Genomic DNA, 23,552 nt, shown 5'->3' with positions numbered 1-23,552 from the left:
TGGCTGCCGGGCTCAGTTCCAGTCGGCGTACGAGGTGTAGCCGCCGCTCTCCGCCAGGGAGTCGCCCGCGCCGTCGAGGTCCTCGGGGAGGAGGCTCCAGACGATGTAGTCGGTGCGGGCCTCGGTCCAGGTGCCGGCCTCGGCGCGGACTCTGACTATCGAGGCGTTGCGCAGTACGCCTTCGCTGATGCAGCCGATCTTCTGGGCCACCTGCTGGGAGGCCGTGTTGTCGGCCGCCGTGCGGAGTTCGATGCGTTCCAGGCCCTGAGCGGTGAAGAGCCACTGGGCGGCGGCCAGGGCGGCCTCGGAGGCGTAGCCCTCGCCGCGGGCCCAGGGGGCGATGATGTAGGACATCTCGGTGGAGCGGACGTGCCAGTCGGTTCTGGTCAGTTGGAGCACGCCCACCAGGCGTTGGGTGAGGAATTCCGTGACCGCCAGGTCGAGGCCGTGGCCCGCGGCGCGTTCCGCGGGGGCGTACTCCGTGATCCAGTGGAGGGCGTCGGCCTCGGTGAAGGGGTGCGGGACGGACGTCCAGGCGGTGACTTGTTCGTCGCCCGCCATCGCGGTCAGCGCCGGGACGTCGTCCTCGTCGAGGGGGCGCAGCACCAACCGCTCCGTGCTGATGGAGATGGTGGGGAAGGTGCTCGTCATTGCGCCGCTCCGTAACCTTCGTCGGGAGCCTTGTGGGCTCCCTGGTGAACTGCCCAGCATGCAGTATGCGGGCCGGGCGGCACATCACGGGGTCAGCCGGAGGTCACCGGCAGGACCGAGCCCTGGTACTTGTCCTTGAGGAACGTGTGCACTTCGGGTGAGGTCAGGAGCTTCGCGAGCTTCTGGACGCGCGGGTCCTTCTCGTTGCCGCGTTTCACGGCGAGGAGGTTGGCGTACGGGTTGTTCTCGGCCGATTCCAGGTACTTGGCGTCCTTGGCGGGGCTGAGGCCCGCGTCCTGGGCGTAGTTGTTGTTGATGACGGCGATGGTCACGTCGTCGAGGGAGCGCGGGAGTTGAGCGGGTTCCAGTTCCTTGATGACGAGCTTCTTGGGGTTGGCGGTGATGTCGGCCGGTGAGGCCGTCGTACCGGCGTCCGCCTTGAGGGTGATGAGCCCTGCGGAGGCGAGGAGCTTGAGGGCGCGGCCCTCGTTGGTGGTCTCGTTGGGGACGGCGACGGTGGCTCCGTCGGCGAGCTTCGAGATGTCCTCGATCTTCTTCGAGTAGACGCCCATGGGCGGCAGGTACGCCTTGACGACGGAGACCAGGTCGGTGCCCTTGGTCTTGTTGAACTCGTCGAGGAACGGCTGGTTCTGGTACAGGTTGGCGTCCAGCGAGCCTTCCTGGAGCGCGGTGTTCGGCAGGACGTAGTCCGTGAACTCCCGTATCTCCAGCTTGAGTCCGGCCTTCTTCGCCAGGTTGTCCTTGATGTACGCCAGGACTTCCCCGGCGGGGACGGCGGTGGCGCCGACGACGAGGCGATCGTCATCGGCGTCCGCCTTCTTGTCGGCCCCGCACGCCGTCAGGCCGAGCGCCAGCGCCGCCACCGTCACAACTGCCTTGCGCAGCATGTCTGTTCTCCCCCGATCGGGCTGGTCAGAAGGACGGGATGACCGAGCCCTTGTACTTGTCCTCGATGAACTTCTTGACCTCCGGCGAGGTGAGCAGCTTGGCGAGCTTCACGACGCGCGGGTCCTTCTCGTTGCCCTTCTTCACCGCGAGGAAGTTGCCGTACGGGCTGTCCTTGGCGGACTCCAGGACGATCGCGTCGGTGGCGGGCTTGAGGTCGGCGGCGATGGCGTAGTTGCCGTTGATGACGGCGGCGTCGACGTCGTCCAGGGAGCGGGCGGTCTGGGCGGCCTCGACCTCCTTGAACGTGAGGTCCTTGGGGTTCTTGGCGATGTCCTGTGGGGTCGCCGCGCTGCCGGCGCCGTCCTTGAGGGTGATGAGTCCGTTCGCGGCGAGCAGCTTCAGGGCACGCGCCTCGTTGACCGCGTCGTTGGGGACGGCGATCGTCGCGCCGCTCTTCAGCTCGTCGGCCTTCTTGACCTTGTGGGAGTAGAGGCCGAGCGGCTCCAGGTGGACCGTGACGACGGGCACGATGTGGGTGCCGCGCTTCTTGTTGAAGTCGTCGAGGTACGGCTGGTTCTGGAAGTAGTTGGCGCCCACCGAGCCGTCCTCGGTCGCGGTGTTCGGGACGATGTAGTCCTGGAACTCCTTGACCTCCAGGTCGAGTCCGGCCTTCTTCGCCAGGTTGTCCTTGACGTAGTTGAGGATCTCGGCGTGCGGGACGGGGCTCGCGGCGACGACGAGGGGGCCGCTGTAGTCGGTGGACGAGGAGGCGTTGTCCTTGTCCGAACCGCAGGCGCTGAGCGCGAAGGTGAGCGCTCCAGCGGCGAGGACGGCGGTGGTGAGTTTGGTGGTGTTACGCACGAAAAGTGCCTTTCCTGAGGGTGTGACGATCCCGCGAGGGGTGGTGCGGGAAGAATTTGGGAGGTTGATTCAGCCGGTCTTGACCGGTGCCGCCTTCAGCAGCCGCAGCTTCGGCGCCGGGCCGGAGCGGCCACCTCGCCGGTGCAGCGAACGGGCCGCGTAGTCGCCGGCGAACTGGATGACGGAGATGACGACCGCGAGGATGAGGACGGTGATCCACATCAGCTCGGTCTCGAACCGCTGGTAGCCGTAGCGGATGGCGATGTCGCCGAGGCCGCCCGCGCCGACCGTCCCGGCCATCGCCGAGTACCCGATGAGGGCGACGACCGTGGTCGTCGTCGACGCGATCAGCGACGGCAGCGACTCGGGGACGAGGACCTTGCGGACGATCGTCCAGGTGTTGCCGCCCATCGACTGCACGGCCTCCACGAGCCCGCCGTCCACCTCGCGGACGGCCGTCTCGACGAGGCGCGCGAAGAACGGGATGGCGCCGATCGCCAGGGGCACGATCGCCGCCTCGCGGCCGATCGTCGTACCGGTGATCGTGCGGGTGAAGTTCATGAGCGCGACCATCAGGATGATGAACGGCATCGAGCGGGCGACGTTCACGATCTGGCCGATGACCTTGTTCGCGACGACGTTCTGGAGGAGGCCGCCCCGGTCGGTGAGGACGAGGAGGATGCCGAGCGGGAGGCCGCCGACGACGGCGATGAGGGCGGACCAGCCGACCATGTAGAGGGTGTCCCAACACGCCTGCGACAGCAGGGGCTGCATCTCGGACCAGGTCACTGGGCACCGTCCTTCACCAGTACGGGCGCGCTGCCCACGACGTCGATCTGGAGGCCCTGCTCGCGCAGGAACCCGATGGGCACCACGTTGTCCTCGTACCGGCCGGGCAGTTCGATGCGCATCCGGCCGACCTGGAGGCCGCCGACGGTGTCGATGGCCGCGCCCAGGATCGAGATGTCGATGTTGTAGGTCCGCGAGAGCTGCGAGATGACCGGCTGGGTGGCGGCCTCGCCCTGGAAGGTGACGTCGACGACGGTCCGCTCGTCGCCCGTCGGCTCGCCGCTCACCGGGAACAGCGCGGCGGCCAGCTCCGAGCCCGGCGTCGCGAGGAGTTCGCCGACCGTGCCGGACTCGACGATCCGACCGTTCTCCATCAGCGCGGCGGAGTCGCAGATCGACTTCACGACGTCCATCTCGTGCGTGATCAGCAGGACCGTCAGGCCCAGTTGGCGGTTCAGGTCGCGCAGGAGCTGGAGGATCGAGCGGGTCGTCTCCGGGTCGAGGGCGCTGGTCGCCTCGTCGGACAGGAGCACCTTCGGGTCGCCGGCGAGGGCGCGGGCGATGCCGACGCGCTGCTTCTGGCCGCCGGAGAGCTGCGCCGGGTACGCCTTCGCCTTGTCGGCGAGCCCGACGAGGTCGAGGAGTTCGAGGGCCTTCGCCTCGCGCGCCTTGCCGTTGACACCGAGGATCTCCAGCGGGAGTTCCACGTTGTCCTGGACGGTCCGTGAGGAGAGCAGGTTGAAGTGCTGGAACACCATGCCGATACGGCTGCGTGCCCGGCGCAGCTCCTTGCCGGCGCGGGGGCCGCGGCCCGCGAGGGCGGTGAGGTCCCGGCCGTCCACGGTGACCGTCCCGGCGGTGGGGCGCTCCAGGAGGTTGACGCAGCGGATCAGCGAGGACTTTCCGGCGCCGGACTGGCCGATGACGCCGTACACCTCGCCTTCGCGGACGTGCAGATCGACGCCGTCGAGGGCGGTGACCTCTCGGCCGCGGGTGCGGTAGACCTTGGTCAGGCCCGATGTGGTGATCACTGGGTTTCCGTCACTGTCGAGTACGGGGGCGTGGGTGTGCCCCGGTACGAGAGGGGGGCGGGCGCGCGAGGTCACGTGCGGACGGTTCCGTACGGAGGTGGGGCGCGGCGGCGCGGCTCGCTTCGGGGGCGCGAGCGCAGGGGGTGGTGCGGGGGCCCTCTAGAAGGCGCGCATTCGACACAGACAACGAGCACCGGGCGTCATGGTCGCCTCGGTCGCAAGGGTGCGGCTGCTCGTCGTGGTCATGCGATCAGTAAAGCAGACGTATGGTGCTGACCGGGAGTGGGCTGTCCGTATGTTGGACAGTCGTGGACACCGTGGGGGCGAGCCCGGCGTCGGGGGGTTGATACCGGCGTAATAGGGTCGCCGCATGCTTGTTGCCCTCACCGTGGTGACGTCCGTCGCCGCGCTGCTGCTCGCCGCGTGGTGCGGCTGGGCGGCGTACCGAGATCAGCCGACCAAGGACTGGCACTTCATCGGGATGGCCGTGGTGACGGTGCTGGCGGTCGTCCAGCTCGTCGTCGGGATCGTGCAGCTCGCGCGCGGGGACAAGCCGGATCAGGGGACGACGATCTTCGTCGCCTATCTGCTGGGGGCCTTCGCGTGTGTGCCCGCCGCCGCGTTCATGTCGCTGGCCGAGCGGACGCGGTGGGGGTCGGTGACGGTCGCGGCGAGTGGCGTCGTGCTGGCGGTGCTGGAGGTGCGGCTCTATGACATCTGGGGAGGCTGACGCCGTGGGGGGACGCCGGTTGATCAGCGGGCCGGGTCTGCTGCTCGTCTGGTTCTACGGGGTGATGGTCGTCGGCGCGGTGTCGCGGTCCGTCTACCAGATCGCCACGGAGTTCGACCGGGCGCCGCTCGCGTACTCCCTGTCCGCCGTCGCCGGGGTCGTGTACGGGTTCATCACGTACTCGCTCGTGCGCGGCGGGGAGGCGGCCCGCAAGGCGGCGCAGGTGTGCTGCGCCGCCGAACTCGCGGGGGTGCTGATCGTGGGGACGTGGACGCTGGTGGAGCCGTCGGCGTTCCCGGACTCGACCGTGTGGTCGGACTACGGGATGGGGTACGTGTTCATCCCGGTGCTGCTTCCGCTGTCCGCCCTGTACTGGCTGAGGAAGGCGCCCGCCGTCACGCGGTAGCGGCGTACGCGGTGGCCTGCTTCTCCAGGACGATCATCGGGACGCCGTCCGTGCCCTCCGAGGTGCCTACCGTTTCGTAGCCGACCTTGCGGTAGAGGCGGAGGTTGCCCTCGCTGCGGTGGCCTGTGTGGAGGCGGAACTTCTTGGCGCCGCGCTCCTCCGCCAGGGCCGCTTCGGCCGCTCGCAGGAGCCTCGCGCCGATGCCGTGGCCCTGGAGGCGGGGGTGGACGCAGAGTTTGCCGATCGAGGCCGCGCCGTCGTCCGTGATGTGGCCCCGGACGGAGCCGACCACTTCCTCGCCCAGGCGGGCTACGAAGACGCAGTCGGTGGTCAGCTCCTCGCGGACGGAGTCCAGGGACTGGACGAGCGGGTCGATGCGGTAGTTGCCGTACAGGGCGGCCTCACTCTGGAAACACAGGTACTGAAGCCTGAAGATCTGCTCGGCATCCTGCTCGGTCGCGCCCGAGATGGTCACGCTCATGCCCATGTGCGCACGCCTCCCGCTCATCTGATCGTCGGTAGTTCTCCACTCCTATCCCCGCGCTCGCCCGGTCGCAACCTCCCGGACACTCAGTAGTGCTGTGACATACCCGACGTCACGAGTTCCGGAAGTCCTCGCGGGCCAGCACACCGGTGTCCGGGTTGTCGGTGAAGACCCCGTCGATGCCGGTCGCGAAGTACGTGCGGTACGCGCCGAACACGTCGCCGTACCCGTCCGCGTCCGTGCCCTTGCGGTACTCCGCCGGGAGGAAGGGGTTCTCGTTGCGCATCGTGTAGGGGTGCAGGATCAGGCCGGCCCGGTGCGCGTCGCGGACCAGCGTGGTCGGCTTCGTGAGCCGGCCGTCCGCGTCCCTCGGGATGATCAGGTTGAGGGTCGGGCCGATGCCCTGCGCGTACCCGGCGATCTCCTTGAGGCCCTTGGGGGTGATCAGGTCGGCGACGGTACGCGGGTCGCCGGACTCGACGAAGTCCCAGGGGCGGGACTCGGCCGCGTCCAGGAGCACGACGAGGGGGTTGCCGACGAGCCTGTTCAGCCGCTGGATGCTGGTCGGCTCGAAGGACTGGAGGATCACCGGGGAGTCGCGGCGGTCCTTGCCGTGCTTGCGCAGCAGCTTCGCGACGCGCTCCTCCAGGCCCAGGCCCAGCTTGCGGAAGTACGTGGGGTGCTTGGTCTCCGGGTAGATCCAGACCTGCTTGCCGCGCTTACGCGTCTGCTCGTCCTGCCACTTCAGGACCTCCTCGAAGGTCGGGATCTCCCAGCGGCCGTCGTACAGCGTGTTGTGCGGGCGGTTCGCCGGGATGCGCTCGACCGCGCGCAGCCGCTTCAGCTCCGCCAGCGTGAAGTCCTCCGTGAACCAGCCGGTGACCGTGACGCCGTCCAGGACCTTCGTGCGCTTGCGGTCCTTGAACTCCGGGTGCGCGGCGACGTCCGTCGTGCCGCCGATCTCCGGTTCGTGGCGGCAGACGATGTGACCGTCCTTCGTGGGGACCAGGTCGCCCGCCTCGACGATGTCCGCGCCCATGTCCAGGGCGAGCTGGTAGGAGCCGAGGGTGTGCTCGGGGCGGTAGCCGCTGGCTCCCCGGTGGCCGATGATCGTCGGCACGGGCAGGGACGTGAGGCCGTGCCCCTTCGAGGTGCTCGCCGCTCTCGCCGTACCCGCCGTGCCTATGACCGTTCCCGTCGCGCCCAGTACCGCCGCGCCCAGCAGTGCGCGCCGACCGGTCCCGCGCGTGCCCTCGTCCTGCGTCGCCATCGGCTCTCCCCTATCGTCGTCGGCTCGTGCGTGCGCGCTGATCGTAGAGGCGTGAACATGGCTACCGGGAGAACACGAACGGGTTTCGCGGCCGTCCCGCAGGTAAACCCGTGTCAACACTGCGTAAGACCTCGGCGTCCCGATGTGCGTCACCCGGGTAGCCGAGAGTAACGTGCCTACCTGCACGGACTTATACACAATCCCTTGACATCGGAGGGCCCGTTGTCCCGCTTCGCGCTCCTTAAGGCAGTCCTCGGACCGGTCATGCGTCTGTGGTTCCGGCCGCAGGTGGAAGGAGTCGAGAACATTCCGGGGGACGGGCCTGTCATCCTGGCGGGCAATCACCTCACGTTCATCGACTCCATGATCCTGCCGCTGGTCTGCGATCGGCAGGTGTTCTTCATCGGGAAGGACGAGTACGTGACGGGGACGTCCCTCAAGGGGCGCCTCATGGCGTGGTTCTTCACGGGGGTCGGGATGATCCCCGTCGACCGTGACGGGGGGCGTGGGGGTGTCGCCGCGCTCATGACCGGGCGGCGGGTGCTCGAAGAGGGCAAGGTGTTCGGGATCTATCCCGAGGGGACCCGCTCCCCCGACGGGCGGCTGTACCGGGGGCGGACCGGGATCGCTCGGCTGACGCTGATGACCGGGGCGCCGGTGGTGCCGTTCGCGGTGATCGGGACGGACAAGTTGCAGCCGGGGGGTGCGGGGATTCCTCGGATGGGGAAGGTGACCGTGCGGTTCGGGGAGGCGATGGAGTTCTCCCGGTACGACGGGATGGGGCGGGACCGGTATGTGCTGCGGGCGGTGACGGATTCGGTGATGGCTGAGGTCATGCGGTTGTCGGGGCAGGAGTATGTGGACGTGTATGCGACGAAGGCCAAGGCTGCCTAATCGCCGTAGAGGTTCTGTGGTGTTGCGGGGAACTGGCGCGTTGTGGTTGTTCGCGCAGTTCCCCGCGCCCCTAAACGGCAGATAGTCACCCAGCGTCTTCCAGCTTTCGGCCTCGTAGCAGCACCCACGCCGCCGCCGACGCTGCCAGCAAGACCGCCGCTCCTACTCCCGCCGCCAGTGACAGGCCGTCCATGAAGGCCTGTCTCGCTGATGTCAGTAGGGCTTCTGCCGTGTGGGGTGGGAGCGTTGTCGCTGCTTCTACCGCGCCTCCCAGGGATTCGTGAGCCGCCTCGGGGGTGCCTTGCGGGGACTCGAAGCCTCTGTACACGCCCGTCACTATCGAGCCCAGGGCCGCGATGCCCAGGGCCGCGCCCAGTTCGTACGCCGTTTCTGAGACCGCTGATGCTGAACCTGCCCGCTCCTTGGGGACCGAGGACAGGATGACGTCTGCTGTCACGGTGAAGGAGAAGCCTGCTCCTGCGCCCACCAGTAGCAGGGCTGCGCCCAGGAGTGGGTAGCCCGTTGAGGTGTGGAGTTGGGTCAGGGTTGCCAGGCCGATGCCTATGGCCGCTAGGCCTCCCGAGACCACTGCTCGTACCGAGAAGCGGCGGGCCGCTCGGCCGGCGATGAGGCCTGCTGCTACCGCGCCTATCGCTGCGGGGAGTTCGGCCAGGCCCGCTTCCAATGGGCGGCGGTTCTGGACGAGTTGGAGGTACTGGGAGAGGAAGAAGACCACGCCGGAGAGGCCGAGGATGGTCAGGAGGTCGGCGAGGACTGCTCCGCTGAAGCCCTGGTCGCGGAAGAGGTGCATGTCCAACAGGGGGGTGGGGAGGGCGAGTTGGCGGCGTACGAAGGTGTACAGCGCTGCCGCGCCGAGGGCGGCCACCGCGAGGGTGACCGGCGTGATGCCGTGGACCGCCGTCTCCTTCACGCCGTACACGACCGCGACCATGCCGACGAGGGAGAGCAGGACGCTCGGGAGGTCCCAGGGGCCGGGGTTCGGATTGCGGGACTCGGGGAGGAGTTTCGCGCCGATGAGGACCAGGGCGGCCATCACCGGGAGGTTGATGAGGAAGACCGAGCCCCACCAGAAGTGTTCGAGGAGGAAGCCGCCGGTGATCGGGCCGACTGCCGTACCGGCGGAGGCGGTCGCTCCCCAGATGCCGACCGCGAGGCTGCGTTCGCGGGGGTCCGGGAAGAGGTTGCGGATCAGGGCGAGGGTCGCCGGCATGAGCGTCGCGCCGGCCACGCCCAGCAGCGCGCGGGCCGCGATCATCAACTCCGGCGTCGTGGCATAGGCGTTGAGGATCGATATCAGGCCGAACGCGGTCGCGCCGACGAGCAGGATGCGCTTGCGGCCGATGCGGTCGCCGAGGCTGCCCATGGAGACGAGCAGTCCGGCGATGACGAAGGAGTAGACGTCACCGATCCACAGCAGCTGCGTACCGGACGGCTTGAGGTCCTCGCTGATGTACGGGGTCGCGAGGCCGAGGACGGTGGCGTCCACGGCCACCAGCAGCACGGCGAGCACGAGGACGGCGAGGCCGAGCCAGCGGCCCGGGCGGTTCACCGCCTCCGTCGTACCCGTCGTCCGCACGGTGCTGGTCATGATTCCTCTCTCCTCAGCGCGCCGCCGAGCAGCAGCTCGACGGTCATGTGGTGGAAGTCCTTGGGGGCGCCCTTTCCGCACTGGATCATCCAGGCGGCGGCCCCGAGCAGGCCGTACAGGGCCTCGGTCAGCCAGGCGGGGGCGAGGTCGATGCGGAACTCGCCGGCGAGTTGGCCGCGTCTGAACAGCGCCGCGACCCGTTCGTCGATCCGCGCCCAGCCCTCGTTCAGGCCCTCGCCCTCGAAGAGCTGGTTCTCCGTGTAGAGGAACGCCATCAGGGCGGCGGAGGGTTCGAGTTCGCGGACCAGGCGGCGCAGGGCGTCCTGCGCGGTCCCCTCGTCGAGCCGTGCCGCGTCCAGCGCGGTCTCGCACTCCTCGATGCCGTGCGCCTCCAGGGCGCGGATCAGTGCGTCGCGGCCCGCGAAGTGGCGGTGCAGGGTCGCTCTGCCGATGCCGGCCGCTTTCGCCACCTCGTCCATCGTGGCGGTGGCCTTGCGGGTCAGGAGGGCTGCGGCGGTGCGCAGTACGTGGTCACGGTCGACGGCCATGAGACGATCATAGCCCATTTGAGACGTTCATGTCTCATTGGGGGCGTGGTCGTCTCATGGCTTCCTGTGCGTGGAGAGGTTCGCGGGGGTCAGTGCCAGGGCAGGGCGCCGCGGGTCGCCCAGTACGTCGCCGGGGGTTCCGCGAGGGTCGCCAGCGCCGCCTTCCGCTCGTCGTCCAGGGTGACCTTCTCGGCCTTCAGGTTCGCCGTGAGCTGGGCCGTCGTCGCCGCGCCCGAGAGGGCGAAGCCGGTCCAGGGCTGGGCCAGGATCCAGGCCAGGGCAATCGCGTCCGGGCCCACGCCGGTCTCCTCCGCGATCTTCCGTACGGGCTGGGGGGCCTCGTCGCCCGCGAGGCGGCCGTTCGCCATGCCCTCCTTCACGATCACCGTGAGGCCGGCCGCGTGCGCCTCCGCGAGGGCCTCGGCCGCCGACGTCTCCAGCACGTTGTACGTCGACTGGACCGTGCTGAACAGGGGTTTTCCGGCGACCGTGATCGCCAGGGCCGCTCTGATCGCGGCCGGCTGGGCGGGGCCGCTCGTCGAGAAGCCTACGGGGGTGCCGGACTCGGCCAGCCGCTCGTGCAGGGCCCTGTCCGTCAGGGCCGGGCTGTCCGGGGTGACCGAGTGGATCTGGTACAGGTCCAGGCGGTCGCCCAGGAGGGCCGCCGTCTCCGTGCGCTGGCGGTCGTACGTCTGGAGCGAGTGGTCCTTGACCTCGTGCTTCTCCGCGGTCGTCGTCCAGTCCGCCGTGTACGTGTAGCCCCATTTGCTGCCCACGGCCACGTCGTCGATCCGCGGGTTCTCGTCCAGCCAGGTCGCCAGGAACTCCTCCGACCTGCCGTACGAGCGGGCCGCGTCCAGGTAGCGGATGCCGGCGGTGTGGGCTGCGGTGAGGAGGGCGTGCGTGCGGGTCCTCAGGGCGTCGACGCTTCTGTCCTCACCCAGGTCCCGGTCCCGGCCGAGGTTGATGTAGCCGGGGCGGCCCACAGCGGCCAGGCCGAGGCCGAGGCGGGGGGTGGGGAGGGTGGTCAGACGCATGTGGGGTCCTGTTCGCAGAGGTGTTCTGGCTCCGCCAACGTAACTCTGTGGGGATTGGATCGCCCCCGCCGCCCCTACCCTTCCCATCCTGAAGGGGCTGTGCCCCTTCGACCCCCTTCGCCTACGGGGGTGGGGGCTCGGTTCGCGGGCGGGTGCGGGTGGTCTTTGGTTGAGCGCGCAGTTCCCCGCGCCCCTGAAGGGGGGAAGGAGCCTTCGGCCCTTCCCCCCTTCAGGACTCCGGTTTCGTTTCCGGGGTGCTTCCGTTGCGGGGTTACTTGTTTTTGGCCTCTGCCCAGTTGTGTTGCTCTGCCACGTCTGACTTGAGCTCTGCCAGTTGGATCGCTACCGCGCTGGGGGCTGTGCCGCCTCGGCCGTTGCGGGAGGCCAGGGCTCCGGGGACGTTGAGGACGGTGCGGACCTCGGGGGTGAGGTGGGGGGAGATTTTGGTGAATTCTTCGTCGGTGAGGTCGTTTAGTTCCTTTGATTGGGATTCTGCGAGCTTGACGCACTCGCCGGCCACTTCGTGGGCTACGCGGAAGGGGACGCCCTGTTTGACCAGCCATTCGGCGATGTCCGTGGCCAGGGAGAAGCCTGCGGGGGCGAGGGCCTCCATGCGGTCGCGGTGGATCGTGAGGGTGGCGATCATGCCCGTGAAGGCGGGGAGGAGGATCTCCAGTTGGTCGCAGGAGTCGAAGACCGGTTCCTTGTCTTCCTGGAGGTCTCGGTTGTAGGCCAGGGGGAGGGCCTTCAGGGTGGCCAGGAGACCCGTCAGGTTGCCGATCAGGCGGCCTGATTTGCCTCGGGCCAGTTCCGCGATGTCCGGGTTCTTCTTCTGCGGCATGATCGACGAGCCCGTGGAGAACGCGTCGTGGAGGGTGACGAAGGAGAACTCCTTCGTGTTCCAGATGATGATCTCCTCGGCGATCCGGGAGAGGTTGACGCCGATCATCGCCGTGATGAAGGCGAACTCGGCGACGAAGTCGCGGGACGCCGTGCCGTCGATGGAGTTGCCGGCGCTGCCGTGCTCGAAGCCGAGGTCCGCCGCGACCGACTCGGGGTCGAGGCCGAGGCTGCTGCCGGCGAGGGCGCCGGAGCCGTACGGGGAGACGGCCGTACGGGCGTCCCACTGGCGCAGGCGCTCGGCGTCGCGGGTGAGGGGCTGGACGTGGGCCAGCAGGTGGTGGGCGAAGAGGACCGGCTGGGCGTGCTGGAGGTGCGTGCGGCCGGGCATCGCGACGTCGGGGTGGGCCTCCGCGAGGGCGATCAGCGCGTCCTGGAGGTCGGCGATGAGGCCGCCGAGGACGCGGGCGTGGTCGCGGAGGTACATGCGGAAGAGCGTCGCGACCTGGTCGTTGCGGGAGCGGCCCGCGCGGAGCTTGCCGCCGAGGTCGGGGCCGAGGCGCTCCAGGAGGCCGCGCTCCAGGGCGGTGTGGACGTCCTCGTCGGCGATCGTGCCGACGAACTCGCCGGACGCCACGTCGGCCTCCAGCTGGTCCAGCCCGGCGATCATGCGCGTGAGTTCGTCCGCCGTGAGGAGGCCCGCCTTGTGCAGGACGCGCGCGTGGGCGCGGGAGCCGGCGATGTCGTAGGGCGCCAGACGCCAGTCGAAGTGGACGGACGCGGACAGCTTCGCCAGGGCCTCGGCGGGACCGTCGGCGAAACGGCCGCCCCAGAGCCGTACGTCACCGCTGTTGCTGCTCACTGCACTTGCTCCTCAAAGCTGATGATGTGCCACCGCCTCCCCAACGCGTGTGCGCGGGGAGGCGGTTGTCACGCTATCGGTTAGGCCAGGTCGCGCTTGGCCGCGATCTTCGACGACAGGCTGTAGATGTCGATGAAGCCCTTGGCGGCGGCCTGGTCGAACGAGTCGCCCGTGTCGTACGTCGCCAGGTTGAAGTCGTAGAGGGAGGTGTCGGAGCGGCGGCCCGTGACGACGGCGCGGCCACCGTGGAGGGTCATCCGGATGTCGCCGTTGACGTGCTGGCTGGCCTCGTCGATGAAGCCGTCCAGGGCGCGCTTGAGCGGGGAGAACCACTGGCCGTCGTAGACCAGTTCGCCCCAGCGCTGCTCGACCTGCCGCTTGTAGCGGGCGAGTTCGCGCTCGACGGTGACGTTCTCCAGCTCCTGGTGGGCCGTGATGAGGGCGATCGCGCCCGGAGCCTCGTACACCTCGCGGGACTTGATGCCGACGAGCCGGTCCTCGACCATGTCGATCCGGCCGATGCCCTGGGCGCCGGCGCGCTCGTTGAGCTGCTGGATGGCCTGGAGGACGGTGACGGGCTTGCCGTCGATGGCGACCGGGACGCCCGCCTTGAAGGAGATGATCACCTCGTCGGCGTCGCGGGCGACGGCCGGGTTCTGGGTGTACTCGTAGATGTCCTCGATCGGGGCGTTCCAGATGTCCTCCAGGAAGCCCGTCTCGACCGCGCGCCCGAAGACGTTCTGGTCGATGGAGTAGGGGGACTTCTTGGTGGTCGCGATCGGGAGGTTCTTCTCCTCGCAGAACGCGATCGCCTTGTCACGGGTCATCGCGTAGTCGCGGACCGGGGCGATGCACTTGAGGTCGGGGGCGAGGGCGACGATGCCGGCCTCGAAGCGGACCTGGTCGTTGCCCTTGCCGGTGCAGCCGTGGGCGACCGTGGTGGCGCCGTGCTTCTGGGCGGCGGCGACGAGGTGCTTGACGATGGTCGGCCGGGAGAGCGCGGAGACCAGCGGGTAGCGGTCCATGTAGAGGGCGTTGGCCTTGATCGCGGGGAGGCAGTACTCCTCGGCGAACTCGTCCTTCGCGTCGGCCACTTCGGCCTCGACGGCGCCGCACGCGAGGGCGCGCTTGCGGATGACGTCCAGGTCCTCGCCGCCCTGGCCGACGTCGACCGCGACGGCGATGACCTCGGCGCCCGTCTCCTCGGCGATCCAGCCGATGGCGACGGAGGTGTCCAATCCGCCTGAGTAGGCGAGTACGACGCGCTCGGTCACGGGTTTCTCCTCACAGTGCATTCGCTGACATGCATGAGTATGCAGAACTCTGCATGGTTCGTCAATCTGGGGTCCGAGGGGCACCTGTGTGCGTTCACTCACCCGACCCGGCTGTGAAGATCTCTTGAGGTGCGTTTGAGGAGACGTTGAACAACGGCAACCGCTTGCTCGTACTTCCCGACGAACGCAGGCGCCGCGTTGAACACCCACTTCCTGACCCAAGTGAGGCATCTCCATGTCCAGGGCTCTCCCCAAGTACAACAAGCGTCGCGTCGGCCTCATCGGCGGCGCCGCCGCGGTCGTGCTCTCCGGCGCCGTCATCGCGGGTACCGCCCTCGCCGGGCAGGACTCGTCCGACAACAACGCGACGAACGCCAAGACGCTCGCGGCGAGCCCAGGGACAGTCTCCTGCCCGGACGTCGCCTCGCAGCTCCCCGCGAACATCCCCGCGTCCGCGCAGGCCGAGGTCACCCGCAACCTCCAGCTTCTCCAGACGCAGATCAACGAAGCCAACGAGCGGATCGTCAAGACGGTCGGTCAGGGCGGCCCGAACTTCGTCCAGAACGCGATCGTCGGCCCGCTCAAGGACAAGCGCGTCGCCACCATCAACCGCATCGCCACGGCCATCGGGCGACAGGGTGTGAAGCCGGTCGGCCTCGACGCGCTCGCGCCCTGCACGGTCAACCAGTGACGTGACAGGACGCAGTGGCCGCCCCGAGGAAACGCCGGCCGGGGCGGCCACTGCGGTGTCTGGCGGCACTCGGGTGAAGTGACGCTCGTTTTCCCGGTGTTGCTCAGCCGCGTGCGCCGTTTGCCATCATGTTCTCTCTGCTCGGGGAGGGGACGGGGACATGGTGCAGGCGCGCAGGGCTCTGCTCATCGGGGTCGGGCGGGCGCCCGAGACCGTCGGGGTGCTGGAACCGCTGGAGGAGACGGTCGGTTCCGATCTCCGGCTGCTGGAGACGACGTTGCGGGCGTCGGGGTACGACGTCGAGGTGCTGTCCGACGCGGGGCGCAGTCGGATCAAGGTGACGATCGACCAGACAGCTCGTCGAGTTCCGCCCGGTGGAACGCTGTTGGTGTATTTCAGCGGGCACGGTGTGCGGGTCGGGGGTGCCGACTATCTCGTTCCCTCCGATGCGATCGCCCCTGCGGACGGGGTGTGGAGCGAGGTGCATCTCGACTCCCTGGTCTCCGCCAACATCAGCCCCCTGCTGAAGGGTTGTGCGGCCGAGACCGTTCTGTGGTTCGTCGACGCGTGCCGTAACGAGCTCGACGGGGAGGCGTTCGCCAATCAGGCGGTCAGCGGTCCCCCTCGGGGCGGGTTCGCCTTCATGGCCGGGTGTTCCGCCGGGGAGTTCAGCGGGTCCACGCCCGAAGGGAGCTTCTTCACCCGGGGGTTGGCCGAGGCGCTCGGTCCGATGACGCCGGCCCGGTCCGTGGAGGACGTCCTCGCCGCCGCCCGCGCCGCCACCGTCAAGGCCGCTCGGCGGCACGGGGTGCGGCAGAGTCCGTGGTTCCAGTACGGGTCCTTCGAGGAGGACCGGACCAGGAAGACGGAGATCTGCGAGGGGCGGGCGCTGCTGGAGGCGTGGCAGGAGGCCGTTCGGGGCACGCCCCTGTGGGAGTACGTCCCGGAGGGTGAACGGGCTTCTCTGGTGGGGGTGTTGGAGGAGTTCGCCGAGGACTGCGCTCGGCGTGTGCACCTGGCCCAGGAGCGGTGGTCCGAGGCCGATCCGTGGGGCGACGACTTGTTTCCGGTACGGGTGTTGCGTGACCGGCTGCCCTCGCTGTTGCCGTCGGGCGCGTCGTTGTCCGTCGTCGAAGTGGTCGCTCTTGTCGCCGCGCCGTTCCTCCATGAGGTGGCCTGGGCTTCACGGTTGAGCCAGGCCGTCGAGGTGGAGCCCTTCGACGTCGAGCGGCGGGGCGGGAGTGCTCACCGGCTGCACTACGAGCAGATCGTGGAGCAACACGGGCGTGTCGCACGGAAGTTGGTGGACTGCCGGGGGCGTGGGCGGGTCGAGGATGTCGCCGCGTTGACGATGTGGCTCGTCCATCGGTGGATCGCGGATCTGTCCGAGACCGAGGACGAGGTGGTGCCGGTGGGTGCCGTCTCGCTCGCGGGGCGGCTCGGGCTCGCGGAGGACCGGGCGCGGGATCTCGGGGAGTTGCTGGGGGTGGTGGCCTCCGGGGTGGGGTCCGACGAGGCGGTCGAGTCGTGGGGTTCGCGGAAGGTTCTGGTGCCGGGCAGGGGGCATCAGGTGTTGCGGGTCGGGGAGTTGGGGGTGTTGCTGCGGCTCGCCGCTCTGCTGGCCGTGGATGTCCGGGTGCTGCCCGATGTGGTGGCGGATCATCTCGCCGTTTCCGATGCGGTGTTGCCTCAGCAAGTGGTCGGTGTCGCGCGGGAGTTGAGTTGGCATCGGGAAGGGGACTCGCTGCATCTCGACGCGCTCTGTCCTCATCAGGCCGTGCACGCGGCGCTGGCCGAGGTCGCGGAGGAGGCCGACCGGGTCGCCGGGCGGGCTTCCCGCAGCGGGCTCCTCGCCGACGTACCCGGGCGGGTCACCGACCGGGACCTGCGGCCGTCCCGGGTGGGCGGGAGGGAGTCCTACGAGGTTCCTCTGCTCCGGTTCCATCTCGCGCAGACCGAGGTGCGGGATCTGTTGATGGGTGAGCAGCTTTACGGGGGTGAGCCCGAGTTGGCTCTTCGGGAGCTGTATCAGAACGCCATGGACGCCTGCCGCTATCGCGGAATGCGCTGGAAATATCTGGACAGCGTCGGGGCTCATCCCGCCGAGTGGAGCGGGCGGATCGTTTTCACGCAGGGGGAGGACGAGCGGGGGCGGTACGTGGAGTGCCGTGACAATGGCGTGGGGATGAGTGCGGAGCAGCTCAAGCAGACGTTCACCCGGGCGGGGAGCCGGTTCGAGAGGTCCACTTCTTTTCGGCGGGAGCAGTCGAAGTGGCTGCGGCACGATCCGGAGTTGCGGCTGTATCCCAACAGCCGGTTCGGGATCGGGGTGTTCAGTTACTTCATGCTCGCGGAGGAGATGAGCATCGTCACGCGGGTGGTGAGTCCTGAGGGAATTCCGGCCGACCACGCGCTTCGGGTGGAGATTCCGAGCAGCGGGAGTCTGTTCCGGGTTCAGCGGCATGACGGTGCCGATGACGGGATGGCCGAGGGGGGCACTCGGGTCCGGTTGTACGTGCGGGACGAGGAGCGGCTTCGGGATCTGTCGTGTGTTCGGGTGCTGCACGATCTGGTGTGGGTGAGCGAGTTCCGGTTGGAGGCCCGGGACGGGGGCGGGCGGGAGCAGGTGTGGCGGCCGGGGGTGCTGGAGGCGGGGGTGCTTCCGGCCGTGGAGGCCGTGCCGGGGGCGTTGTGGTGGGTCGACGGGGGCGGGGCCATCCTGTGCGACGGGATCGCCACCGACCGGGAGCCGTTCGGGTACGTGGTCGATCTGAACGGGGCGCACGCCGGGCAACTCAGTGTCAGCCGGAAGGAGTTGCAGGGGTACGACACCGGGTGGGTGGAGTCCCTGTGGCGGCGCGGGGCGGAGGTGCTGGCCGCCTCCTCGCTTCCGTCGCTCCGGTGGACGTGGCAGATGGACAAGCGGAGTCCCGCGGCGGCGCGGATGCTGGACTCGGAGTGGCGGGGCAAGGGGGTGGTGGTCGAGAGGGCGGAGGGTGAGCCGGTGTCCTTGGACCAGGTGGGGTGGTTCTCGCAGGACGAGACCCTGGTGGACAACCCGAACACGCGAGCGGCTCATGAGACGTACCTGCCGTGGCGTGCCCAGGTCTTCGGGATGTCACGGCGGGGTCAGGAGATGGCGTTGCCGACCAGCCTCGCCGGTCATCCGGTTCCCGTTCCGGGGGACGGGGAACTCGTTCAGCACGTTCCCGCCCGCTGGCATCACGTCCTGCACCGGTCCGCGGTACAGGAGACGAGCCCGGAAGCGGTGCAACGCCGACTGCGGAGCCTGCGCATCGTCCACCCGTCCTATGCTCCCCTGCCCTGGACGGGCGACGCCGTGAGTCACGTTCCGGAGAACGACGCGTTCCTCAAGAACTTCGCTCCGGGCTCCGGAACCCTGAGCCTGGTGCATCGAGGCGACGGCACCTCCCATTGGGGTTCCCTGGTCGTGCTCTCGGCCCGGTCCTCCGTTTCCCTGGGCGAGTTGGTCCGCAGGCTCGCCCCTTTGCAGCCGCTTCTCCCCGCCCCCCTGCCGCAGGTTCCGGAACACCACCGGGATCACGTGTGCACGAACAGCGACCTGCAACTCCTGTTCCGTACCTCGTCCGACCGGACCTTCCTGGAGCTGCCCACCACCCCTCTGGAGCTCGAAGAGGTAGCCGAGGAAGCTGGGGTGGGCATGCTGGAGGTACACCGTGCGCTCACCGAGTTCTCCTGGCTGGGCTGGCCGGTTCCGCCGGAGGACGAGGTCCGTTCCTGGAGCCTCCTGGACGAGGAACTCCGGGACTTGATGGGCATCTTCGTCCGCGACGGTCTGCTGCTGTGGGCGGCGACCGTGGACTACGCCGACACGCTGGACACCGACCTCGCGTCGGCCGAGGAAGCGCTCGCGCCGGTCGCCGAGGGACTCCGCCTGCGCTACGAGCGCCGTTACGCACCCGGCACCGGGGCCGGCTGCACACGCCCCTCGACCGATACGGCCCGCCTGGTCCGAGGGCTGGCGTTCCTCGGCAGGGACCTGGAGGACGGTGTGACCGTCGAGGACCTCTCCCTCGCCGTGCGCAGGACCGCCGATGTCGAGGACCTGTTCCGCGCGGCGGCGGATCTCCAGAACGCGGGCGTCAGCGTTCCGGAGGTCTCCCTCGTCGTCGACTGGGACGGCCTGCCGCTCCACGACCGCTACATCCTGTCCGGCAAGGAGGCGTCCCTCCAGGAGGAGGACTACCCCGCCTACGAGACGACCTGGGCCGTCCTGTTCAACGCGGCGGAACACCTCAACGAGACGCTGGGAGAGGTGTGGTCGTCGGCAGCGCGGTACGCCGACCGCTACGGGTTCACGATCCCCGAACTCCCCGTTGACCTGGGGGACTTCCGGCCCGACAGAGCCATGGTGCCCGCCTTGGTCGCCCACCTGGACAACCCCGACCAAACTCTCGGCACCCCCGTCTGGCGCCCCCTGCGCCCCCGGGGTCTCGCGGCCTACGCCCACCGCCGCGCCCTCACCCCTGCCGCGGCGTACGCACAGCTCCTCGTCCTTCGTGCGATCGACGCCCTCGTACCCGAGCTCTCCCCCGAGGAAGTCGACGCCCTCCCCGCCCAAATCCCGGACCAGCACGACCTCCTGGCCCTGGCCGACTCCCACCGCGTCTCCCCCCATGACACCCCCTACACCCCCCTCGACCTCCTCAGCATCGCCGCCCGCCTGGGCGAACCCCTCCCCCGCACAGCCGCCCGCATCACCCCCTACCTCCCCCTCACCGAAACGCCGACCCCGCTCCCGCCGACCCCCGACCTGATCCCCCTCTGGCAAGACCTGGCCATCCTCAGCCTCCGCTTCGACGGCCTCCTCCCCGCCCTGGAAGGCCACGTCACCCAGGACCGCATCACCCGAGCCGCCGAGGCCACCGCCATGCCCGAACCCTGGGTCGAGGACCGCCTCGCCCGGTACGCCGACATGTTCTCCCTGACCCTGGACCTGGACTGACACCCACCCATGCCGAACCACGACCACGACACCCCGTACGCCGAAACAGACACCGGCCCCGCTCCCACCCCCTTCACCCACCACACCTCCCCCGACGGCGAGACCCTCACCCTCCGAGGCACCTGCCCCCGCTGCCAGGGCCCCACCGCCTCGCACTACGCCTACGGCCTCCCCGGCACCGGCACCAAGGGCCTCTTCGGCCGCCGCACCCCGCCCCCGACCCCCGAATCCGCCCTCCTCCAGGAGATCCACTACTGCGAGTGCGGCCACCCGCACCCCCAGCTCCCCCCGGACGTCCCCTTCATCGGCTGCGGAGCGAGCTGGACGGTCACCAACCTCCAGGCAGGGACCCCCTGATGGCGAACCCCGTGGACAGACGCGACCGGCGTTGGGCCGAGGCGGCCCGCGAACTGGAGTTCACGCAACTCCCCGAACTCCGCCGCCAGGCGGAAGGCTGGCGGGCCGGGCTGACCGGCCTCACCGCGCTGCTCGCCGTCCTCGTCACCCTCAAGGGCAGGGACGACCTCGCCAAGACCCCCGACTGGTCCCGCTACACGGCCGGCGCCCTGATGGCCACCGCGTTCGTCCTCCTCCTCGCCGGCTCGGTCCTCGCCGTACGAGCCGCTCACGGCAGCCCCGACCACCGCATCCTCCTGGCCGGCCGGTCCCTGCGTACCTGGACGAGAAGCGAGATCGCCCGGGTCACCCGATATCTCCGGTACGCGGCGGCCTGCTGCTTGGCCGGAATCGCCCTGTCGGCGGCGGCCGTGATCGTCGTATGGGCGACGACGGAGGGGAACCCCGCCCCCAGCCACCTGATCCGGGTCACGACGACGACCGGGGAGCGGTGCGGGGAGCTGCTGGGCGCGGGCCCGGGCGGCGTGCGTATCAAGCCGGGCGGCGGCGAGGAGACGTTGCTGCCCGCGGCGCAGGTGACCTCGGTGACGCCGGTCGCGGCCTGCCCCTCGTAAGACCTCCGTAAGACCCTCCGTATGGCCCCCGTGGCCCCCCGTACTGAAAGATTGTGTAGAAGTCTCGGAGCCGATACTCGCCACCGGCTGAACACTCTCCGCCTCCGCCGCGTATCTGTGGGCCAAGGGTCAAGTCCCACGGAGGAACCGTGACCACCACGATCGCAGGCGGACGTGCCGCCCGCCGCCAGACGATGCGCCGCATCCGCCCGCGCCGGTCCCCGGCAGTCCCTCTGCTGCTCGCCGTGTGGGCGGGTGCGGTGGGTGTGCTGTGGCTGTGGTGGGACAACACGCCGAACGTCGCGAACACCGACAGCATGATCCTCAACGCGGGCCGTATCACCGGCCTGTTGGCGGGATATCTGATGGCGCTCGTGGTGTTGCAGATGGCCCGGGTGCCCGTGCTGGAGCGCTGGGTCGGCTCCGACCGGGTCGCGCGGTGGCACGCGATGAGCGGCCGGTACACGCTGTGCCTGACGTTCGCGCACGTGTTCCTGATCGTGTGGGGCTACGCGCTCCAGGCGGGCAAGACGCTCGGCGACTTCGTGCAGCAGACCATCGACCTGGTCAACCAGCTGCCGGACATGGGCAAGGCGGCGATCGGCACGGGCCTGCTGGTGCTGATCGGCGTGGTCTCGGTGGGCGGCGTGCGCAAGCGGATGCCGTACGACACCTGGTACCACATCCACCTGATGACGTACGCGGCCGTGTTCCTGACGTTCTGGCACCAGCTCACCACGGGCAACGAGTTCGTCGTCAACTCGACGGCGAAGACGGTCTGGTACGGCCTGTACGGCACGGTCACCGCGCTGGTGGTCTGGTACCGGGTGCTGACGCCGATCCGGCTCAACCTGCGCCACCGCATGTACGTCGAGGCGGTCGTCGAGGAGGCGCCCGGCGTCGTGTCGGTGCTGATCGGCGGGCGCAAGCTGCACCGGATGGGCGCCGAGGCGGGCCAGTTCTTCCGCTGGCGGTTCCTCGCGCCCGGTATGCGGTTCAGCTCGCACCCGTACTCCCTGTCGGCCGCGCCGCGCCCCGGCATGCTGCGGATCACGGTGAAGGCGAACGGCGACCACAGCACGGCCCTCAGGGGTCTCGAGCCCGGCACGAAGGTGTGGGCCGAGGGCCCGTACGGCGCGATGACCGCGTCGCGCCGCAGCCGGGGCAAGGTGCTGCTGGTGGCCGGCGGGGTCGGCATCACCCCGATGCGCGCCCTGTTCGAGACGCTGCCCGGCGCCCCCGGTGACCTGACCCTGCTCTACCGCGCCAACAGCACCCAGGACCTCGCCCTGTGGGACGAGCTCGCGAAGATCGCCGACGAGCGCGGTGCCCGGCTCATGTACGCCGTGAACAGCCCCGACGGCGAGCGTCCCGACATCTCCGCCGAGTCCCTCCAGCGGAAGATCCCGGACATCGCCGAGCACGACGTCTTCATGTGCGGTCCGGGCGGGTTCGCGCAGTCGGTGTACGAGTCGCTGCGCGGCGCCGGGGTCCCGGCCCGCCGTATCCACCACGAGTCGTTCGAGATGTAGCACTGGCGCTCCCTCGGCGCCCCCAGACCTCTCCTTCCACGGATATCCAGGAGCCCAGAAACAGATGAGGAAGAGCCACCCGCTTCGGCGTGTCGTGCTGGCCAGCGCCGCCACCGTGTCCGGGATCGTGCTGCTGCTGACGCTCAAGCCGTCCTCCGACCCCGGTTCGTCCGCGCAGGCGTCCGGCACGGGCGCGGCGGCGCAGGAGGCGGCCCAGGGCGGCGCCGGCGCGCCCGTCACGGGCACGGTCACCGGGGACGCGATCCAGACGCAGTACGGCAACGTCCAGGTCAAGCTGACGATCGACAGCAACCGGATCACCAAGGCGGAGGCCGTCCAGGCGCCGTCCGGCGGTCAGAGCACGCAGCGGACCGCGGACGCGGTGCCCAAGCTCAACGCGGCCGTCGTCGCCAAGCAGTCGCCCGACATCGACACGGTGTCGGGGGCGACGTACACGTCCGAGGGCTACAAGAAGTCGTTGCAGTCGGCCATCGACAAGGCCAACTCGGGCGGTGCGCAGGGCGGTTCCGGCAACGGCGGCGGCCAGGCCCAGGCGTCCGGTTCGTTCACCGGGGACGTCGCGCAGACCCAGTACGGCGACGTCCAGGTGCGGATCACCGTCGCGGGCGGGAAGATCACCAAGTCCGAGGCCGTCAAGGCGCCCACGGGCGGGACCAGCACGCAGAAGACCGAACAGTCCGTCCCCAAGCTCAACTCCGAGGTCCTGGCGAAGCAGTCGGCCGACGTCGACACGGTGTCGGGGGCGACCTCCACGTCCGAGGGGTACAAGAAGTCCCTCCAGTCGGCGATCGACAAGGCCAACGCCGGTTCCGCGCAGGGCGGTTCGCAGCAGGAGCAGGGTTCGGGGAGCGGTCAGGCGCAGGCGTCCGGGACGTTCACCGGGGACGCGGCGCAGACCCAGTACGGGGACGTCCAGGTCCGGATCACCGTCGCCGGGGGCAAGGTCACCAAGGCCGAGGCCGTCAAGGCGCCCACGGGCGGGACGAGCACGCAGAAGACCGAACAGTCCGTCCCCAAGCTGAACTCCGAGGCGCTCGCCAAGCAGAGCGCCGACATCGACACGGTGTCGGGAGCGACGTACACCTCCGAGGGCTACAAGAAGTCGTTGCAGTCCGCCCTCGACCAGGCCGGAGTCTGACCCGGTGACCCCCGAAG

The 23,552-nt window shown here is 69.3% G+C and carries 21 protein-coding genes; 9 read left to right on the top strand and 12 right to left on the bottom strand.

From position 1 onward, the window contains the following. Window positions 1–12 precede the first annotated feature (12 nt). The 5 genes from PV682_RS09210 to PV682_RS09190 all read right to left on the bottom strand — a co-directional run bounded on the left by PV682_RS09210 (window position 13) and on the right by PV682_RS09190 (window position 4,241). Entirely contained in the window at window positions 13–651 is a 639-nt protein-coding gene (locus tag PV682_RS09210) for a GNAT family N-acetyltransferase (protein ID WP_319725977.1), read from the bottom strand. Between the two features lie 92 nt (window positions 652–743). Next, window positions 744–1,559 carry a MetQ/NlpA family ABC transporter substrate-binding protein gene (locus PV682_RS09205; protein ID WP_407705627.1) on the bottom strand — a complete coding sequence of 272 codons (816 nt, stop codon included), beginning with the start codon at window positions 1,557–1,559 and terminating at the stop codon, window positions 744–746. 25 nt (window positions 1,560–1,584) lie between these two features. Continuing rightward, window positions 1,585–2,421 carry a MetQ/NlpA family ABC transporter substrate-binding protein gene (locus PV682_RS09200; RefSeq protein ID WP_319725975.1) on the bottom strand — a complete coding sequence of 279 codons (837 nt, stop codon included), beginning with the start codon at window positions 2,419–2,421 and terminating at the stop codon, window positions 1,585–1,587. Window positions 2,422–2,490: 69 nt separating this feature from the next. Further along, a complete protein-coding gene (locus tag PV682_RS09195) occupies window positions 2,491–3,210 on the bottom strand; it encodes a methionine ABC transporter permease (protein WP_319725973.1) in 720 nt (239 codons plus the stop codon). Next, window positions 3,207–4,241: a methionine ABC transporter ATP-binding protein gene (locus tag PV682_RS09190; RefSeq protein ID WP_319725971.1), complete on the bottom strand. Its 1,035-nt coding sequence runs from the start codon at window positions 4,239–4,241 to the stop codon at window positions 3,207–3,209. Before PV682_RS09190 ends, PV682_RS09195 begins: the two co-directional genes overlap by 4 nt. Window positions 4,242–4,611: 370 nt before the next feature. Between PV682_RS09190 and PV682_RS09185 the strand changes: the two genes are divergently transcribed. Next, complete coding sequence (locus tag PV682_RS09185; protein ID WP_112472430.1) at window positions 4,612–4,971, top strand: hypothetical protein; 360 nt, start codon at window positions 4,612–4,614, stop codon at window positions 4,969–4,971. Continuing rightward, a complete protein-coding gene (locus PV682_RS09180; RefSeq protein ID WP_319725968.1) occupies window positions 4,952–5,377 on the top strand; it encodes a hypothetical protein in 426 nt (141 codons plus the stop codon). Before PV682_RS09185 ends, PV682_RS09180 begins: the two co-directional genes overlap by 20 nt. Here the strand turns inward: PV682_RS09180 and PV682_RS09175 are convergent. Both PV682_RS09175 and PV682_RS09170 read right to left on the bottom strand, forming a co-directional pair. Then, entirely contained in the window at window positions 5,367–5,864 is a 498-nt protein-coding gene (locus tag PV682_RS09175; protein WP_319726297.1) for a GNAT family N-acetyltransferase, read from the bottom strand. The two genes, PV682_RS09180 and PV682_RS09175, sit on opposite strands and share 11 nt — an antisense overlap. Window positions 5,865–5,973: 109 nt before the next feature. Continuing rightward, a complete protein-coding gene (locus PV682_RS09170; protein ID WP_319725966.1) occupies window positions 5,974–7,131 on the bottom strand; it encodes a glycerophosphodiester phosphodiesterase in 1,158 nt (385 codons plus the stop codon). Between the two features lie 222 nt (window positions 7,132–7,353). On the opposite strand from PV682_RS09170, the gene PV682_RS09165 reads away from it, so the two are divergent. Beyond that, window positions 7,354–8,025, top strand: a complete 672-nt coding sequence (locus PV682_RS09165; protein ID WP_319726295.1) for a lysophospholipid acyltransferase family protein — start codon at window positions 7,354–7,356, stop codon at window positions 8,023–8,025. Window positions 8,026–8,110: 85 nt separating this feature from the next. Here the strand turns inward: PV682_RS09165 and PV682_RS09160 are convergent, their stop codons facing one another. The 5 genes from PV682_RS09160 to PV682_RS09140 form a co-directional block, all read right to left on the bottom strand. Continuing rightward, on the bottom strand, window positions 8,111–9,634 hold the full coding sequence (locus PV682_RS09160; protein WP_319725964.1) for an MFS transporter: 1,524 nt from the start codon (window positions 9,632–9,634) through the stop codon (window positions 8,111–8,113). Continuing rightward, window positions 9,631–10,182, bottom strand: coding sequence for a TetR/AcrR family transcriptional regulator (locus PV682_RS09155; protein ID WP_319725961.1), 552 nt, complete (start codon window positions 10,180–10,182; stop codon window positions 9,631–9,633). Before PV682_RS09155 ends, PV682_RS09160 begins: the two co-directional genes overlap by 4 nt. An 89-nt stretch (window positions 10,183–10,271) precedes the next feature. Next, the gene (locus PV682_RS09150; protein WP_319725959.1) at window positions 10,272–11,219 is read right to left on the bottom strand and encodes an aldo/keto reductase; all 948 of its coding nucleotides are present in this window, start codon (window positions 11,217–11,219) and stop codon (window positions 10,272–10,274) included. A gap of 271 nt (window positions 11,220–11,490) precedes the next feature. Continuing rightward, complete coding sequence (argH, locus tag PV682_RS09145; protein WP_319725956.1) at window positions 11,491–12,921, bottom strand: argininosuccinate lyase; 1,431 nt, start codon at window positions 12,919–12,921, stop codon at window positions 11,491–11,493. 80 nt (window positions 12,922–13,001) lie between these two features. Then, window positions 13,002–14,195: an argininosuccinate synthase gene (locus tag PV682_RS09140; protein ID WP_319725954.1), complete on the bottom strand. Its 1,194-nt coding sequence runs from the start codon at window positions 14,193–14,195 to the stop codon at window positions 13,002–13,004. A 235-nt stretch (window positions 14,196–14,430) separates the two neighbouring features. On the opposite strand from PV682_RS09140, the gene PV682_RS09135 reads away from it, so the two are divergent. The 6 genes from PV682_RS09135 to PV682_RS09110 all read left to right on the top strand — a co-directional run bounded on the left by PV682_RS09135 (window position 14,431) and on the right by PV682_RS09110 (window position 23,535). Next, on the top strand, window positions 14,431–14,886 hold the full coding sequence (locus PV682_RS09135) for a hypothetical protein (RefSeq protein WP_319725951.1): 456 nt from the start codon (window positions 14,431–14,433) through the stop codon (window positions 14,884–14,886). Between the two features lie 160 nt (window positions 14,887–15,046). After that, entirely contained in the window at window positions 15,047–19,873 is a 4,827-nt protein-coding gene (locus tag PV682_RS09130) for an HD domain-containing protein (RefSeq protein ID WP_319725949.1), read from the top strand. Window positions 19,874–19,882: 9 nt separating this feature from the next. Then, on the top strand, window positions 19,883–20,230 hold the full coding sequence (locus tag PV682_RS09125) for a hypothetical protein (RefSeq protein WP_112472421.1): 348 nt from the start codon (window positions 19,883–19,885) through the stop codon (window positions 20,228–20,230). Continuing rightward, complete coding sequence (locus tag PV682_RS09120) at window positions 20,230–20,844, top strand: hypothetical protein (RefSeq protein ID WP_319725943.1); 615 nt, start codon at window positions 20,230–20,232, stop codon at window positions 20,842–20,844. The genes PV682_RS09125 and PV682_RS09120 overlap by 1 nt, the downstream gene beginning before the upstream one ends. A gap of 149 nt (window positions 20,845–20,993) precedes the next feature. Beyond that, window positions 20,994–22,376 carry a ferredoxin reductase family protein gene (locus PV682_RS09115; RefSeq protein WP_319725941.1) on the top strand — a complete coding sequence of 461 codons (1,383 nt, stop codon included), beginning with the start codon at window positions 20,994–20,996 and terminating at the stop codon, window positions 22,374–22,376. Between the two features lie 64 nt (window positions 22,377–22,440). After that, on the top strand, window positions 22,441–23,535 hold the full coding sequence (locus PV682_RS09110; protein ID WP_319725939.1) for an FMN-binding protein: 1,095 nt from the start codon (window positions 22,441–22,443) through the stop codon (window positions 23,533–23,535). The last annotated feature ends 17 nt before the right edge of the window (window positions 23,536–23,552 follow it).

The sequence above is a fragment of the Streptomyces niveiscabiei genome, assembly GCF_033794345.1.
GTDB lineage: Bacteria > Actinomycetota > Actinomycetes > Streptomycetales > Streptomycetaceae > Streptomyces > Streptomyces niveiscabiei.
Note: the sequence above shows the minus strand (reverse complement) of the source record. Positions and strands in the feature narration are given on the sequence as shown.